We start from the raw sequence: 17,406 nt of genomic DNA on the forward strand, positions 1-17,406 counted from the left end.
AAAACCGGAGTACTTTACATCGCTTTGGATGGTTCTATCTGGAGTTACAATGGAAGTAGCTATGTCACCTATACAGCTCCTCCTACTCAGGCTACTACTGCATGGTATCTTTCCGGGACTACAACGGACGCAGGAGGAAATAAAACTGCTACTATTGAGCGATATGGCACAGTGAGAATCAGGGAGAAACACTTGGAAGTAAGACGAAGCGTTTTTGATGGCAACTCCGCTGCCAATGTTTACACCATAACTCCTGAGTCTCAAGGAGGAAATGTAGCACAGGCATCATTTAGAGTACGAATGGAAACTAAGGTTGCCGGTGGAAAAACTCAGGCAGGTAGAGCTACTGCTATAGGTGTATATGGGTATTATTCGGGAGAATCTACTAATACAGGTAAGGGTGAAGGAACACTTAACGAATTAAGAGGGGTAGAATTATATTACGGTATTGGTAACGTCAATGCACATGGTACTGTAAACACAGCTCAGGGTATATACGTACGGGGGTATAAAAACAGTGGAAACATCAAGACCATGTACGATATTTTATGTCAGTCTGGTGTCGACACTTTTGATGAAAATACTACACAACATTATGGTATTGTTGTGTGGGGAGGAGGCAAAAGAAGCCACTTTACAGGTAAAACAAACTTTACCAATGGCATACAAGTAGGTATACCTTGGGGAGATGAAAATTTAGGCAAAGACAAGTACACACTAAAAATGAACAATGGAAAACTCCAGTTTCATGATGGTACCGGTTGGAAAACAGTAAAACTTGAATAACAAACAACCATTACTTCGAAAAATAAAAAAATCACGGAACGCGTTGCTCCGTGATTTTTTTTGTATTCTGAAATGGGCAGTTTAAAACGAATCAATAATAGCTTTGAAATCGGCAGCTTTCAGAGATGCACCACCTATCAGTCCTCCGTCCACATCTGGGTTCGAGAACAGTTCTTTTGCATTTCCCGGATTTGCGCTACCACCGTACAATATTGTAGTGTTATCTGCTATTTCATTGCCATACTTTTCTGCAATCGTTTTACGGATAAATGCGTGCATTTCCTGTGCTTGTGCAGGAGTAGCAGTTTTGCCTGTACCGATAGCCCAAACAGGCTCGTAAGCCAACACAATTTTAGAAAAATCGTCGGCCGAAAGTCCGAATAAAGATTCTACTATCTGAGATTTTACAACTTCGAAGAAAATGTTATTTTCACGCTCTTCCAACACTTCACCTATACAGAAAATTGGTCTCAACTCATTTTTCAAAGCCAATTCCACTTTAGTTTTCAATATCTCAGCAGTTTCGCCATAGTAAGCACGACGTTCCGAGTGTCCTAAAATTACGTAAGAAGCTCCGGTCGATTTCACCATAGCTGCACTTACCTCCCCGGTATATGCTCCCGATTCTTTATCTGCACAGTTTTGAGCCGAAATTCCGATTTTTTTCGCATCCACCACACCTGCTACACTTGCCAAATGAATAAAAGGCGTACCAATCACTACATCACATTTCAGTTCAGCACCTTTCAGCAGCTCGTTTATTTCTTTAGCCAACGCTATACCTTCTTCCAGCGTTTTGTTCATTTTCCAGTTTCCGGCAACAATGTTCTTTCTCATTTTATTTTCCTTTTTTTTAATTTATATATTTCAATATAGTTTGATAAGTTCAATTTAAATTATTCCCATTCAAAATCGCGCCAATGCCATTTTCCTTTGATAGTACCATTTTCCAGCAATACAATACCCGGATTGGCTCTGACAATGGTTTTCAGCGTTATAGGGTCTGTCTTGTAAAAGGGGTACGTTATCCCCGTATTTCCTCTCAAAACCTCTATATCATCATCCGAAGAAGCGGTAAGCACATATACTTTAGTGTCGGCGGAAAGCACAGCTTTGTTATACAAGCGTTGAACTTTTATCAACTCTTTTTGCGGAGCCGAATTTATATCATACGCAATTACTAAATACGTATAACCCTCGTAGCTCAACACATCTTCCGTAATATCTTCGAAATACTCATCCTCTATCGTAAAGTCGTGAATAGGTGGCTCGTACCCTTTGCTTACCAATGTTGTTTTTTGCTCCACAAACACCCATGTAGAATCGTTTTTAGGATAATCGTTGTGTGTAAAATCTTTTTTCACACCATCTTTCTCATACACAAATGTAGTTTCATACACATCTTGCGGATACCCGTCGGGAATTTCCATTGCTTCGGGGATGTTAACCCCTACTTTGTACGAACGAAAATCGAACATCGGAAGATGCCTGTAACTATGTACCGACAACCATGTGCCCGCTACAACAAACAATAACAGCACAAGCCATTCGGTAGCCGGAGTAAACACTGGATGAATCTTTTTTCGGTAAATAAACAGGGTAATGATTATAGCCAACAAAAATACATTCTTGATAAAAGTAGCAGTATTGCTTATAACCAACGCATCGCCAAAACAGCCGCAATCGCTTACCGGATTGGCAATAGCAATATACAGGGTTAACGGTGTCATTACCAGCATAAACAACAATGCCAGAACAACGGTTAATCTGAAGCGGATTTTGAATATAAGGTTTAAGCCAATTATCAATTCGAGTACCGACTGGATAATGCCAAGTACAAGCGCAAGAGGTATAAAGGCATCAAAAAGAGTGGTACCAAAACTCTCTCCAAACGCTATCAGGTAGTCCTGAATTTTATATGCCGACCCAAGCGGGTCTATCACCTTTACAAAGCCGGAAAATGTGAATACCGCACCGAATATCACTCGTATAATAGTCAATATAGTACTGGTAGTCTTACTTAAGGGCGGATTTTTAGTACGGTATTTAGTATTATAGCGATGTGTTCGTCTCATAGGTCAAGCATTTTCTGTAGATTCATCTATTTTTATCAACCCGAACACAGCATAGTTTATCATGTCGAAATAATTGGCATCTATCCCTTCCGAAATCAATGTTTTGCCCTCGTTACTTTCTATCTGCTTAGTCCGGTATATTTTCATTAAAATCAAATCCGTATACGATTCCATCCGCATCAGGCGCCAAGCCTCGTCGTAATCATGATTCTTATCCATCATCAAACTCTTGGCTTCGCCGGCATACTTATTATAAAGTTCCAATGCTTTGTCCTGACTCAAATCGACGGTATCTGAAACGCCCAGTTCAAGTTGTATCAACCCTATAATTCCGTAATTAATAATTGCGATTAATTCGGGGCGAATACCTTCGTCAACTTTCGAAACTCCTTTTGTTTCAATACTCCGTATGCGGTTTGCTTTTATAAAAATCTGGTCGGTAACCGATTGGGGACGCATTATACGCCATGAAGCACCGTAATCTTTCATTTTTTTTGTAAAAATACTACGGCAATCTTCTATTGCTTTATCGAACTCTTGGGGTGTGCGGTTCATAAAAATAATCCAACTGAGTTTAAATATGGATGCAAATGTACAATATTTATCAGAATATTTATAATTTTAAAATCACCCATTTCGAAGCCTTAAAATAAAAATTGTTATAAATAGTTAAATACCATTATTTCACCTCTTTTCCACTTTCGTACGAAAGAAAAAAGGCTACTTGTTGCACAAACACAAGCAGCCCATTCTTATATTATCAAATTACATCTATTCTTAAACAGATTCAAATTGTTCAAGGAACTTAACATCATTCTCCGAGAACATCCGTAAATCTTTTACCTGAAATTTCAGATTGGTAATGCGCTCTACTCCCATTCCAAAAGCATAGCCCGAATACACTTCAGGGTCGATGCCACAACTTCTCAGCACGTTAGGGTCGACCATGCCGCAACCAAGTATCTCTACCCAGCCTGTATGCTTACAAAACGGGCATCCCTCGCCGCCACAAAGGAAACAAGAAATATCCATCTCGGCACTTGGCTCTGTAAATGGAAAATAAGAAGGACGCAAGCGTATTTGCGTTTCAGCACCAAAAAGCTCTTTTGCAAAATAAAGTAAAGCCTGTTTCAGGTCGGCAAATGAGATATCTTTATCAATATACAAACCTTCTACCTGATGAAAAAAACAGTGGGCACGATACGAAATAGCCTCGTTACGGTACACACGTCCCGGAAAAATCATACGTATAGGAGGTTTCTGCTCATTCATCACACGCACTTGTACCGACGATGTATGGGTACGAAGCAATACATCAGGCAGCCTTTCGATAAAGAAAGTATCCTGCATGTCGCGTGCCGGATGCTCCGGAGCAAAGTTGAGCGCGCTGAAAACATGCCAATCGTCCTCTATCTCAGGGCCGTCGGCAACAGTAAATCCCATTCTCGAAAAGATATCAATAATCTCTTCGCGCACAAGCGATATAGGATGACGCGTTCCCAACTTGATAGGCTCGGCAGTACGGGTCAGGTCATTTTCCTGCGTTGTATTTTGTAATGAATCAAAATGCTCTTTCAACTCATTTATCTTATTCTGTGCATTGTTTTTTAAGTCATTCAGAAGTTGCCCCACTTCTTTTTTATCTTCGTTCGGAACATTTCTGAAATCATTAAAAAGCAGAGATATTTCTCCTTTTTTACTTAAATACTTGATGCGTAACGCTTCCAGTTCATCCAAGTTCGAAGCCGTCATCAAATCTATTTCCTTCTGCAAATGATTAATCCGTTCTTTCATATAGACTATTTTCTTTATTCTCAACCTGCAATTCTACACGTTTGTGCCTTGCCAAAATCGAACCACAAAAGTACACAAAATTTATCAAAACAACATCCAATATATTATTCAAAATAACAAGATAGTTTTATTTGCAGTTCATCTCAAAACATATCACAAAAAATCCACCAAAAAATTAATTCCGGTGGATTTCTATGATTTTAAAAGATTGTCGATAAATTTTATACCGTTTTCAGATAATCACCCACGTTCTTTTCTATACGTGCGCTGATATTTTCCACGCTCGCTTTTTGGAATTTCTCTCCTGTAATATTTTCGAACAGTTCGATATAACGCTCGCTAATGCTGTTCACAATTTCGTCAGTCATTTCAGGCACTTTTTGTCCTTCTTTCCCTTGAAATCCGTTTTCCATCAGCCACTCACGTACAAACTCTTTCGACAGTTGTTTTTGAGCCTCACCTTTATCAAAGCGTTCTTTGTAGCCTTCGGCATAAAAATATCTTGACGAGTCGGGTGTATGTATTTCATCTATCAGGTAGATTTTGCCATCCCTTTTGCCAAATTCATACTTTGTATCAACCAAAATCAAGCCTCTTTTCGCAGCTATTTCAGTTCCACGTTGGAACAATGCCAGTGTATATTTTTCAAGCATCTCGTAGTCTTCTTTCGATACCAGTCCACGAGCCAAAATTTCTTCTTTCGAAATATCCTCATCATGCAAACCCAGCTCAGCTTTAGTGGTAGGAGTGATAATAGGAGTTTCGAAGCGTTGGTTTTCTTTCATTCCGTCAGGTATTTTCACACCGCAAATTTCACGTACACCACTCTTATAAGTTCTCCACGCACTACCGCAAAGATAAGCACGAACAATCATTTCTACCGGAAAACCTTCGCAACGTAAGCCCACAGTTACCATAGGGTCAGGACTTGCCAGTTTCCAGTTCGGAACAATATCGGCCGTTGCATCCAGAAATTTAGCTGCTATCTGATTCAACATTTGTCCCTTGTAAGGAATACCTTCAGGCAAAACCACATCGAAAGCAGAAATACGGTCGGTAGCCACCATTACCAGTAAATCATTCTTTACGGTGTACACATCGCGTACTTTACCATGATATACATTAGTTTGTCCTTCGAAATGGAAATCGGTTTTTGTTAACGCTTTATTCATAATGTTCTAATTTTTATTCTCAATCCTTTTTTCCTGTTGTTTCTTTGCCCTTTTCTCGTAGGCTTCCACTATACGCTGCACCAGCTTATGGCGTACAATATCCTTTACATCAAACTGTATCGTTGCAATCCCCTTAATTCCCTTCAAGGTTTCAAGTGCATCTATCAACCCCGATTTTTGCGACAGCGGTAAATCTATCTGGGTAACATCGCCTGTCACAATCATCTTTGTATTCAGCCCCATACGGGTAAGGAACATCTTTATTTGTGGTGCTGTCGTGTTTTGTGCCTCGTCCAGTATCACCACCGCATCGCTCAATGTACGTCCACGCATAAACGCGAGAGGAGCTATCTGAATCGTTCCGTTTTCGAGGTAGTCTTTCAGCTTTGCCGGGCTAATCATATCCTGCAAAGCATCGTACAAAGGCTGCAAATACGGGTCTATCTTTTCTTTCATATCGCCCGGAAGAAATCCGAGCTTCTCCCCTGCTTCTACCGCGGGGCGACTCAAAATGATTTTTTTTATCTCCTTATTTTTCAGCGAACGAACTGCTAACGCAATAGCTGTATATGTTTTTCCCGACCCCGCAGGCCCTATGGCAAAAAGCAGGTCGTTGGTTTCAAAATCTTTTACCAGCTTGCGTTGGTTTTCGGTGCGTGCCGTTATAGACTTTCCGTTTACCCCGTGCAGAATCAAATGGTCAAACTTGATTCCATCCGGCTGGCTGCCTTTTTTTACTATTTCTATTATATTTTCTTCCGACAGAGAATTATTCTGAAGAACATATTGCTCCAGTTTTTTCAGAAAGCCCAATAGTTGGTCAACGTTTTCTTCGTTGCCCGAAACTTTCACAACATGCCCTCGTGCCATTAATTTGACACTTGGGAACAAGTTTTTTAATAACTGGATATTTTTATTGTTTACTCCGTAAAAAATAGTAATATCGGCATGTTCTGATAGTTCAAATATCTTCTCGTGCATAAATTTAAATGAAAATTGAAAAATGAAAATTGAAAAATGAGAATAATTAGATTATTTACTTTTCATTTTAGCTCGTACCGACGAAAACACTTTTAATAATTCAAAAGATTCGTTTTTCAAGTTACTCACCAAATTTTGGTCAATCAGCTCTGATTCTTCTAACAATTCAAGCCCAAAAAAGGTTTCATCAGTTTCTTCTACCACGATGCACATTTTTGCAAATCTTTCTGCATCCGAACGCCCACGAATATACGCTCGAAAGTTAGCTGCAACTGAAGTACCTGAACGAAGAAGTTGTTTTCCTATAATTCTTAATTCCTCTGACTTTTTACAATTTTCAGCGTAGAAATGAATTATGGCAATAGCAAATTTTTTAGTCCTTGTTTGAAATACATCATTAAAATTTAGTACTTCACCCATTTATGTTTTCATTTTTCATTTTTCAATTTTCAATTTTGAAGGCGCTGCTTAATATCCGAATAATGGATATTTTTCCATTGTTTTGTTCACACGTTCGCGTACCGATTTTATAACTTCCTCGTTACCCACGTTAGACAAAACTGTTTCTATCATTTCGGCTATTTCTTCCATCAAGTCCTCTTTCGCGCCACGTGTAGTAATAGCAGGAGTTCCCAAACGAATACCCGATGTTTGGAATGCCGAACGGCTATCAAACGGAACCATGTTTTTATTCACGGTAATATCAGCTTCGACCAATGCTTTTTCGGCAACCTTACCTGTCAGGTCTGGATATTTAGAGCGTAAGTCAACCAACATTAAGTGGTTGTCTGTCCCCCCCGACACTATATCAAATCCTCTCTTAATCAGCGCATCTGCCAAAGCAGCTGCATTCTTCTTCACCTGAGTTTGATAAGTTTTATATTCGGGCTGCAAACATTCGTAAAATGACACTGCCTTAGCAGCGATAACGTGTTCAAGCGGGCCACCTTGTATTCCCGGAAATACAGCCGAATCCAGCAGAGCCGACATCATTTTCACTTCGCCTTTAGGAGTAGTTTTGCCCCAAGGATTCGGAAAATCTTTTCCCACAAGGATAACGCCACCACGAGGGCCGCGAAGTGTTTTGTGAGTAGTAGAAGTTACAATATGGGCATATTTAACAGGATTTTCAAGCAATCCGGCAGCAATCAGTCCCGCAGGGTGCGCCATATCTACCATAAAGATAGCCCCTATTTTATCAGCCAGCGCGCGCATACGTTTATAATCCCACTCGCGGCAATAAGCAGAGCCACCGCCAACAATCAGTTTAGGACGTTCGCGCAATGCCACTTCTTCCATCTGGTCGTAATCTACCATGCCTGTATCCTGACGCACATTATACTCTAAAGCATGGTATAAAATACCTGAGCTATTCACAGGCGAACCATGCGACAAGTGGCCTCCATGTGCCAGATTCAGGCCTAAAAACTTATCGCCCGGATTGAGACAAGCCAAAAACACTGCTGCATTAGCCTGAGCACCCGAGTGTGGCTGAACGTTAGCCCATTCTGCGCCAAAAATTTCTTTCAAACGGTCGATAGCCAGTTGCTCGCTCAAATCCACTATTTCGCATCCTCCGTAATAACGTTTTCCGGGATAACCTTCAGCGTATTTATTGGTCAGCACTGAGCCCATAGCTTCCATAACCTGATCACTTACAAAATTTTCCGAAGCAATCAGTTCGATACCTTTCATCTGACGCTGTTTTTCGCGTACAATAATGTCAAAAATTTCTTGATCTCTTTTCATAAACGATAATTTTTCCCTTTATTCGCTCAATTCGCTTGAGGATATTGTATGATTATTATTTTTATTTTCGTTAAACTCTTTCCATAGCAAGTAAATACAAGCTCCGGCTACAACAATACACCCTGATATAATCAGAATCATACTCACAAGCCCGCCATACGATTCAACCAAAGTTTCATTCATCAAAGCCTGCACGTCGCCCGACTTATATGCGTCAGACACATTCATTATAATAGCCGGAATAAGGTTATTTACAAAATGTATCAGTATAGCCAAACTCAAATTGCGGGTACGGTAATATACCCAACCAATAAAAAGCCCCAATATAGTAGCCCCTACAAATTGCCATGGGTTCAGATGCACTATTCCGAACAGCAAAGCTGATACAATTATAGCTTTAGTGGGAGAGTATTTTTTCAGCAATCCATCCAAAATAATCCCCCTGAATATAAGCTCTTCCAACACCGGTTCCGCTACAACCACTGTTATAAATGGGAGAAATCCCTGTGCGTTAAGTGTCGAATCCATAAATATTTTCATGAAAAACTCCGGCATCGGAATTAAGTTCGAGAGAGGCCCTGTTATTCCATATTGAATTGCCGCTGTAGCTACAATTATCAAAACGAACACTTTAGCCGAAGATGGTTTGAAAGCATAGCTAAACTCGCCCGTTCGTTTTTTCCTTACCAAATGAAAAACAAGAAAAGGAAGCCCCATCGACAATGCATACGATAAAAAAGCAGCTAAACCCTGAACCGGCAGCACATCCGACAGCAAAACAATGGGCGATACAAACAACGATATTAGTATAATAATTCCCAACATGCCCCAACTTTGAGCTATACTGGGATAATAATCTTTCTGAATTTCCATATAAACTGTATTACAAAATATATTCTATAAAGAACAAACATCTCACTTTGGCATAAATCGGCTATGGTCTTCTTTTTCTATCCTCTGCTGTTCTCGTTCTTTTTCATCCCTCATTACCTTCTGTGCTTCTGCTTCGAGAGCTTTTTGTCTTAATTCTTCCGCCTCTTTTTTTAGTGTCAGTTTGTTTTTAACAAAATAAAAAACAATAGCTGTGAGTACCACTACTTCGATGCAAATAAGCCAAACTGGAAAAAACGACAACGACCGATAAAACCCAAACGCAACAATAGCCATTCCCCAATACTGCATGGGTATCCAAAACAGACGGTGAATATTTTTCGACAGCAGCAATTTATTCTCGGTTGTGTCCAACAATATTTTTTCCTTATTCCATCGGTCGCCAGCATACCACGAAAGCCCTCCGGTTATAAAATACGAGAATATAAACGCGTACTGAAGATAAATTCCTTCTTCAAAAAGTTTATACGATGCAATGGCTAATAACAAAAAGACTAATGGGATTAATATCCCCCGACCCGACCAAACAATCATAGTAAAAATTGTTTTTAAACACTAAGCCCCTCCCTGAATTCACCACGAGAGAGACTGTTGAATCACCATATTTACCTCGAACAGGACTAAGTTACTCGCAACTTTCTTTTCCTATTCTTTTTGATTGTCCAAAGGTAATACTTTTCAATTCTTTTTTTATAGTTTCCCCCCCGAAAATAAATTATTTTCTTTTCGCTTTTTTCTTCTTTGCCACCGACCAGCCAAATTTACCGATTTCCTCTCCCAGTTTTTGATATCGCCCGTGCGAATAGGCTATAAGTTTAGCATCCCTCAATTTAAATTCGCCTGTTTCGGGGTCAATATATTTGCTGTCGGCCAACACATTTACAACCTCGGCTATAAACATATCGTGCGAGCCAAGCGCGATTATCTCCTTCACCCTGCACTCAATACTTACAGGGGCTTGCTTTACATATGGGGCATTAACCACTTGCGAGACACATGGTTGCAATTTTGTTTCTTCAAATTTATTATAATCTCGCCCGCTACGCACCCCACACCAATCCGTAGCATGAGCCATATCCTCGTTAGTAAGGTTAATTACAAACTCCATATTCCGTTTTATTATGTCGTATGAATGACGCTCAGGACGAACTGAGATATAGCACATAGGCGGATTGGTACAGATAGTTCCGACCCACGAAACCGTAAACAGGTTATACTCTTCGGGGGTACTTCCGCAAGAAATTAACACCGCCGGAAGCGGATAAATCATATTACCCGGTTTCCACGAAACATGTGATTCTTTTGACATCGTTATTTATAATTAAGAAGCTGTTTTGAAGCAGTATGTTCTTTTTGGAAAAAGTATGTAAATATAATGTATAAATGTAACAACAGAGGTGCAGTACGGAATGTATAATCGTATTGCACCTCAGCTTATTGTGTTATATAAGAGCTTGATAAACTACTCCCCTTTTTGGGGTTCTTCTATTATTGTAGCTGCTTCAGGGTCTTTTTCTTTTACGAGATATGATGGTAAATTTAATCCCGCCAAATTGAAAAGGTCATTCAACGGAGGTACTGTTTTCATCATACCCGATACAAAGTTCGCAGTAGTGGTATTTCCATTTTCCGAGTTATTTCCGGCCGAATCCCAAACCGTAATTTTATCAATCTTGATATTTTTAACAGCTTCAACTTGTGTTTTAACCAATTCGGGTAGTTTTTCGAGTAGCAACAATTGGAATGCATTTGTTGAATCTCCTCCTGCTGCTGCAACTACTTCTTTATAACCTTCAGCTTGTTTTATTAATATCTCGTATAATCCACGCGCTTCCGCATCCATTTTTGCAAAAATAGCGTCAGCCTCACCCTTAGCTTTTTCGCGCATACGTTCGGCTTCTGCCTGTGCTTCGATAATCGTACGTTCTTTTTCCATTTCGGCAGGAACAACCATATTGGCAATTTGAGTTGAACGTTCTCTTTCGGCACGCGCCAACTCGGCTTTTTTCTCTGCCAAATATGCTTCTTCCATAGCTTTAGCCTCTTGCACTTTTTCGGCAGCAATAGCTATGCGCAGTGCTTCTGCTTCTTTCTCTCGTCTTATCGCATCTGATGCTGCAATGTTTATTTTTGCTTCATTTTCTCCTTTTATAGCAATGGCATTGGCCTCGGCTGTCTTTACACGTGTATCCCTTTCTGCTTCGGCTTTTCCAATAGCTTCATCTCTGAATGCTGCAGCAATACTTACTTCTTTATCTTTTTGGGTAATGGCAATACTTACGTCTCTATCCCTATGGGTTTCTGCTATTTTCACATCGCGCTCCCTATCGGCAACAGCTTTTCCCATTTCCCCCATTTTTTCTTGTTCGGCAACGCTTACTTTAGCTTCGTTAATTGCTTTAGCGGCAGCCTCTTTTCCCAGCGCATCAATGTATCCCGATTCATCGTTAATATCGGTTACGTTTACATTTATTAGTTTTAAACCTATTTTACGAAGTTCGGTATCAACGTTTTTTGATATGTTGTCCAAAAATTTATCACGGTCGGAGTTAATCTCTTCAATCATCATAGTAGCAATGACCAAACGAAGCTGTCCAAATAAAATATCTTTTGACAACTCCTGAATCTGAGAAGTAGATAATCCCAACAGCCTTTCTGCAGCATTATTCATATTTTCTTTTTCGGTAGAAATAGCAATTGTAAAGCGACACGGAACATCAACGCGGATATTTTGTTTACTCAACGCACTAGTTAGATTTGCTTCTATCGAAATAGGTTTCAGGTCAAGATAAGCAAAATCCTGAATAACAGGCCAAATAAACGCACCACCACCCTGAACGCATTTGGCTGATGTACCTCCGGTTTTTCCATATACAACTAAGATTTTATCAGAAGGACAACGCTTATATCTTGAGACTAAAGCGGCAATAAGAATAATTGTTACAACAACAGCAACAATTATTACAATAAACTCCATTGGCATAAATTTTAATTTTTATTGGTTATACTTTGTTTACTATTACATAATTATCGGATATCCCGATTATTTCAACAACACTACCTGTCGTTATTATTTCATCACTACCGGATATTGCATTTAATTCACGAATAGCTCCTTTTACACTGACGTGAATTTTTCCTTTCCCTGCTTTTTGAGCCGGAATCGACAGATACACATCTGCCGTTTTTCCAATTGTATCTTGAATATTAAAACTGTTGTTTTCTGCCAGTTTCATTAATTGTTTTATAATAATAAAAAATAGAAATATAAAAACAAGCCCGACTGCAACAGAAAGAAGGCTTAATACAACCTTATTGGGAACCACGTTATACAATGAAATACCAGTCCACCCGAAACCTAACAAAAAATGTATTAGATTGCGAAATGAAAATAATTGGAATGGTGCTTCCATACCATCCAAATCTCCGTCGAAGTCGGCTCCCATTCCATCGTCACTCCCTGAACCAACAAAAGTCATGATAGCTTGAATAATAAAAATCAAACTTGCGAAGAGTGCAACAGCCCAATATACTTTCAACACAGAATCTAAGTTGTTGTATGCTTCAATCATGGTGTATAAGTTTTTTTTAATTTATATATTTTTGAGCAAATATAATAAAATAGGAATCAAATGCAAAATAGATGTGTTATGAATAGTAAAAATAGTTTAACAAAGCCGGTATCTTAAAAAAGCATACCACTATAAATACTTGACTGATAATGTGAAAACCTTATTTTTGTATTAAACCTTAGTAATAACGATAAAATTGCAAGCTCAACCTTATTAGCTTATTAAGCTGACTGAAAAAACAAGCTAATAAGGTTAGGCTTATGAGGCATTGATATTACTAAGGTTGATCTCTGAAAATAAAACTTCGGCGCATACAAACTAACATTTCGTAAAAAGAAAGTACCTTTGCACTTTCAAAAAAAATATAATTCAATTATGAGAGATTCAATTATCCTCTACTCTGGAGGTCTTGACAGCACCGTAGCACTGTATAAATATGCAAAACAAATACAACTAGCTTTATCATTCAATTATGGTTCTAAGCACAACGCGATAGAGATCAAAAAGGCCGCATCAAACTGCCAATCACTTGGTATAGAGCATCGTATAATCGAGCTGGATTTGAATAAAATGGGATTCGTATCTGATTTGCTAACCTCAGGCGGAGAAATCCCCGAAGGACATTACGAAGAGGATAATATGAAAAAGACGGTTGTGCCTTTCCGAAACGGAATAATGTTAAGTATTGCCGCAGGAATAGCTGAAAGCATGGATTGCAAAAAAATAATCATCTCGAATCATGCAGGCGACCACGCTATTTATCCCGATTGCCGCGAAGAGTTTATTCTGAACATGAATAACGCAATCAAATCGGGGACATATAATCAGGCAGAGATTTTCGCCCCTTTCACCAACTTAACGAAACGTGAAATAGCCCTTATAGGAAAAGAATTGAATGTGCCATTCGAAAGAACATACTCATGCTACAAAGGACAAGAGACGCATTGCGGTACTTGTGGCACCTGTACCGAGCGCAAAGAGGCACTAAACGGTTTTGATAATACTGTATACCAAACATAACTTTTTTCGCCGCTACAGCACTCTAAACAAGGTTTATTGCGGGGTCTTCTTCGTATGCAGTACTCGAAATCTCGTATAGCTTCTCGTCCTCGCAACGAATGATTCTGCCACGATACAAGTCGAGCCAGCCTAAATTGTGAGTTGCCATAATAACGGTTGTACCTGCCAGGCTGATTTGATATAGCAAATCGACCAACCCACCGCCCGTTTCTGGGTCGAGGTTTCCGGTGGGCTCATCAGCCAGGATGATGTCTGGAGAATTAAGCAGGGCACGCGCTATGACAATACGCTGTTGCTCGCCCCCTGATAACTGGTGAGGCATTTTATAGCCTTTGGTAGCCATACCAACCTGATGCAGTACGCTATCTATTTGCGATTCGATTGCATTTTTATCTTTCCAGCCCGTAGCACGCAACACAAATTCAAGATTCTCGTGTACACTACGGTCAATAAGCAACTGAAAGTCCTGAAAAACAATGCCGAACTTACGACGCAGGTAAGGTATTTCAGACCGCTTCATCTTGCGTATATTGTAATCAAACACACGGGCCGAGCCTGATAGTACAGGAGCTTCACGATAAAATGACTTCAACAACGAGCTTTTACCACTTCCCACCTTTCCCAAAAGGTATATAAACTCGCCGCCATGAATTTCGAGATTTATATCCTTCAATATAACCAGCTCCTGCTGGCATATATCAACTCCTTCGTACTTTATCAGTGTCCGTTTTTCCATATTTCATTTGGTGTTATTTTAAAAACCGGCTCCCTTTTACTTCCTTTACTCCTTCTATTTTTTTAATTCCCCTTTTACTTATGCCTTTTCTTCAATTCGCGGGCTAAGTCGTCCAAGGCGTAACCTTTTGAGGTAAGCAATACGATGAGATGATAAATCAAGTCCGATGCTTCGTACAGAAAGCCTTCGTCCGTTCCGTTGGTGGCTTCAATCACTGTTTCTACTGCTTCTTCGCCTACCTTCTGCGCCATGCGGTTCACTCCTTTTTTAAACAGCGAAGTAGTGTACGAGCCTTCGGGCATTTCTTTATAACGTACCGTGATAAAATCCTGAAGATATTTAAGAAACGTGATATCCGCCTCGTTTTTCTCACCCCAACAGGTATCATCGCCCGTATGGCATACAGGGCCTACAGGGCGTACTTTAATTAATAGCGTATCGTTATCGCAATCGGGAAGGATGGAAACCACATTCAGAAAGTTACCACTCTCCTCTCCCTTTGTCCACAGGCGGTTTTTGGTACGACTGAAAAAAGTAACCATTTTTGTCTCCTGTGTTTTAGCCAGTGCCTCCTCGTTCATGAAACCCAGCATAAGTACTTTCGATGTCAGTTCGTCCTGAATGATGGCAGGAACCAATCCTCCCATTTTTTGAAAATCAATATTCATTGTGTTTTTATTATAATGTATAGTTACGAGTTACGAGTTACAAGTTACAAGTTATGAAAATCAACTATGAAAAAATTTTAACCGATTCCTTCATCTTAAAAATTAAACGAAACACCGCCCATGACATTGAAGCCCTGTGCCTCGTACCCATGCCATTGTTCGTATTTGCTGTTTATTAAATTATTCACCCTTAAAAATGCCGACAGCCATTCCCTTACAGCATACGACGCACCAAGGTTAATATCTACCTTAGCATCCATCGGAGCTACTACTACATCGCCTATTTTAGCATAACGCTTGCCTGCCAGATATACATTGCCGTATACATTCAGTTCGGGAGTGATACGGACATTCGTACTGAAATCGGCTTCGAACGCAGGTTTATGCCATGCATAGTTAAAATCGGCAACATTCCAGTTATTATACGCAGCACTGAACTGCACATTGAATTTATTGTGGTAATTGTAGCTTATACGCCCACCAACCCGCAACTGCGTTGCATTGCTGTAAACCACATCAAAACGGTTGGTATATACCATCGAACCATAAGGCAACGAAAGACTACCTGTTAGTTCGCACTCCTTATTTACATAAAAGTATTGGTTGTTAATTATTTTATACTGAATATACGCATCCAACAATAAGCCTGTAACTGGTTTCAGTTTCACTCCCGCATAAAAATCAACCGGAGTATAGGTGTCGTCAACCGAAACATCGGGATTCAGAAAGCAATTTTCTGCATACATCCGATTCAATGTATTGATTTGGTAATCGCCTGTAACACCTGCATATACCGACAGGAAACGGGGAACTGCCCGCCACTCAAAATAGACGTCGGGCGAAGGGCTGAACCCACGCCCATGAGCAAACGAAAACGATGATTTCACTCCCAAGCGCAAATCCCAGTTCTCCCTCTCTATGCTATAATACGGATTCAATGAAAAGACATAATAATTTTTCAAAACATCAGTCAACTCATCATTTTTCGTACTATAAAACTGGTTTTGAGAGCCTACAATCACTCCAAAACGGTTATCGAAAAGTTCCGTATCAAATACTGCTTTCAAATCAAGCTGTTGTTCGGTCATACCGAGCCGGGCATTGAAAAGATTATAGCCTACATCGACGGAATAACGAAGGTTGTCTGTTGTAGGCGACGATGCGATTCCGGCATAAGCGTTCATACGCCAAATAGTGTTGTGAGCAGGCATGTGCAACAATTCATCTACAGAAAAAAGAGAAGGGTCATTAATAAGATATTGCATAGAACTGGCATAACCACCATCCATATAGTTCGGAGGATAACTTTGGAGCAACGATGCTTCATCTGTCAAATCCAGAGCCATATTGCTGCCATTAAAAAAATCGCCATAATACTTAAACCACTCGTGGCTTCCGCTTATCCCCGCATAGAAATCAAGCGTCCTGAACTTTTTATCGAAAGCCAGCCCCGCCTGTGTGGTAGAGTGTGCCTTGGAATTGAATAAGCCATAATGACTCAGAATGAAATCCAGTTTCATATCCGGCTTCTTGAAAAGAGGAAACGCAAAATCGGCCAATGAATTAAAGCCTGTACCAATTCCTAATCGTGCAAAACCTTCTTTATTTTTCTTTTTATTATAAGTTAGTTCGGCCGACGACAGGTAATGTATATTTTGGTCTACATTCAGGGGTTTGCTGAAATCGGTAGTATAATTAGGATTCATTTTCACTACCTTAGGTTCTATAAAGTAAGGCAACGAATTTATTTTACCTGCATCCTGAATAACCGGACGGTATTCGCGCTCCACAGTCACATTGCGGTGTACAACGCTGTCTTCCGGTACGGTCTGTGCCTTTAAAGAAAGAAACGTTCCACCCAAAAACATCAATAGAAAAAAAGAATATTGTAATGCCTTCATTTTTTTTTGAAATTTGAAAAAACCAGAATGATTTACGATTGACAATCTACAGATTTACAAT

At 39.8% G+C, this 17,406-nt stretch carries 18 protein-coding genes; 2 read left to right on the forward strand and 16 right to left on the reverse strand.

Features of this window, described 5'->3' with window-relative positions; all coding sequences use genetic code 11:
- Positions 1-786: hypothetical protein (locus D0T49_RS04480; RefSeq protein ID WP_163629391.1), on the forward strand; the 786-nt coding region annotated here is incomplete at its 5' end.
- Between the two features lie 81 nt (positions 787-867).
- Here the strand turns inward: D0T49_RS04480 and tpiA are convergent.
- The 13 genes from tpiA to D0T49_RS04545 all read right to left on the reverse strand — a co-directional run bounded on the left by tpiA (position 868) and on the right by D0T49_RS04545 (position 13,020).
- Positions 868-1,623, reverse strand: coding sequence for a triose-phosphate isomerase (tpiA, locus tag D0T49_RS04485; protein WP_163629392.1), 756 nt, complete (start codon positions 1,621-1,623; stop codon positions 868-870).
- Between the two features lie 59 nt (positions 1,624-1,682).
- Complete coding sequence (locus D0T49_RS04490) at positions 1,683-2,861, reverse strand: BT_3928 family protein (protein WP_163629393.1); 1,179 nt, start codon at positions 2,859-2,861, stop codon at positions 1,683-1,685.
- A 3-nt stretch (positions 2,862-2,864) separates the two neighbouring features.
- Positions 2,865-3,416, reverse strand: a complete 552-nt coding sequence (locus D0T49_RS04495) for a DUF1599 domain-containing protein (protein ID WP_163629394.1) — start codon at positions 3,414-3,416, stop codon at positions 2,865-2,867.
- Positions 3,417-3,638: 222 nt separating this feature from the next.
- Entirely contained in the window at positions 3,639-4,655 is a 1,017-nt protein-coding gene (pheS, locus tag D0T49_RS04500) for a phenylalanine--tRNA ligase subunit alpha (protein WP_163629395.1), read from the reverse strand.
- Between the two features lie 221 nt (positions 4,656-4,876).
- Complete coding sequence (locus D0T49_RS04505) at positions 4,877-5,827, reverse strand: phosphoribosylaminoimidazolesuccinocarboxamide synthase (protein ID WP_163629396.1); 951 nt, start codon at positions 5,825-5,827, stop codon at positions 4,877-4,879.
- 6 nt (positions 5,828-5,833) lie between these two features.
- Positions 5,834-6,808, reverse strand: a complete 975-nt coding sequence (locus D0T49_RS04510; RefSeq protein WP_163629397.1) for a PhoH family protein — start codon at positions 6,806-6,808, stop codon at positions 5,834-5,836.
- A 51-nt stretch (positions 6,809-6,859) separates the two neighbouring features.
- Positions 6,860-7,228, reverse strand: a complete 369-nt coding sequence (locus D0T49_RS04515) for a four helix bundle protein (protein ID WP_163629398.1) — start codon at positions 7,226-7,228, stop codon at positions 6,860-6,862.
- 48 nt (positions 7,229-7,276) lie between these two features.
- Positions 7,277-8,557, reverse strand: coding sequence for a serine hydroxymethyltransferase (gene glyA / locus D0T49_RS04520; protein WP_163629399.1), 1,281 nt, complete (start codon positions 8,555-8,557; stop codon positions 7,277-7,279).
- An 18-nt stretch (positions 8,558-8,575) separates the two neighbouring features.
- A complete protein-coding gene (locus tag D0T49_RS04525) occupies positions 8,576-9,430 on the reverse strand; it encodes a CPBP family intramembrane glutamic endopeptidase (protein WP_163629400.1) in 855 nt (284 codons plus the stop codon).
- Positions 9,431-9,472: 42 nt separating this feature from the next.
- On the reverse strand, positions 9,473-9,982 hold the full coding sequence (locus tag D0T49_RS04530) for a hypothetical protein (RefSeq protein WP_163629401.1): 510 nt from the start codon (positions 9,980-9,982) through the stop codon (positions 9,473-9,475).
- Positions 9,983-10,163: 181 nt separating this feature from the next.
- Entirely contained in the window at positions 10,164-10,757 is a 594-nt protein-coding gene (locus D0T49_RS04535) for a flavin reductase family protein (protein ID WP_163629402.1), read from the reverse strand.
- A gap of 153 nt (positions 10,758-10,910) precedes the next feature.
- The gene (locus D0T49_RS04540) at positions 10,911-12,431 is read right to left on the reverse strand and encodes a flotillin family protein (RefSeq protein ID WP_163629403.1); all 1,521 of its coding nucleotides are present in this window, start codon (positions 12,429-12,431) and stop codon (positions 10,911-10,913) included.
- A 19-nt stretch (positions 12,432-12,450) separates the two neighbouring features.
- On the reverse strand, positions 12,451-13,020 hold the full coding sequence (locus tag D0T49_RS04545; RefSeq protein ID WP_163629404.1) for a serine protease: 570 nt from the start codon (positions 13,018-13,020) through the stop codon (positions 12,451-12,453).
- 375 nt (positions 13,021-13,395) lie between these two features.
- On the opposite strand from D0T49_RS04545, the gene queC reads away from it, so the two are divergent.
- A complete protein-coding gene (gene queC, locus D0T49_RS04550) occupies positions 13,396-14,040 on the forward strand; it encodes a 7-cyano-7-deazaguanine synthase QueC (protein WP_163629405.1) in 645 nt (214 codons plus the stop codon).
- Between the two features lie 22 nt (positions 14,041-14,062).
- Here queC and D0T49_RS04555 read toward each other — a convergent pair whose 3' ends face one another.
- The 3 genes from D0T49_RS04555 to D0T49_RS04565 form a co-directional block, all read right to left on the reverse strand.
- The gene (locus D0T49_RS04555; RefSeq protein ID WP_163629406.1) at positions 14,063-14,776 is read right to left on the reverse strand and encodes a cell division ATP-binding protein FtsE; all 714 of its coding nucleotides are present in this window, start codon (positions 14,774-14,776) and stop codon (positions 14,063-14,065) included.
- 74 nt (positions 14,777-14,850) lie between these two features.
- A complete protein-coding gene (gene hisIE, locus D0T49_RS04560) occupies positions 14,851-15,444 on the reverse strand; it encodes a bifunctional phosphoribosyl-AMP cyclohydrolase/phosphoribosyl-ATP diphosphatase HisIE (RefSeq protein WP_163629407.1) in 594 nt (197 codons plus the stop codon).
- Between the two features lie 95 nt (positions 15,445-15,539).
- Positions 15,540-17,345: a TonB-dependent receptor gene (locus tag D0T49_RS04565; RefSeq protein WP_163629408.1), complete on the reverse strand. Its 1,806-nt coding sequence runs from the start codon at positions 17,343-17,345 to the stop codon at positions 15,540-15,542.
- Positions 17,346-17,406 lie beyond the last annotated feature (61 nt).

The organism is Paludibacter sp. 221 (genome assembly GCF_010501035.1).
GTDB lineage: Bacteria > Bacteroidota > Bacteroidia > Bacteroidales > Paludibacteraceae > QVMH01.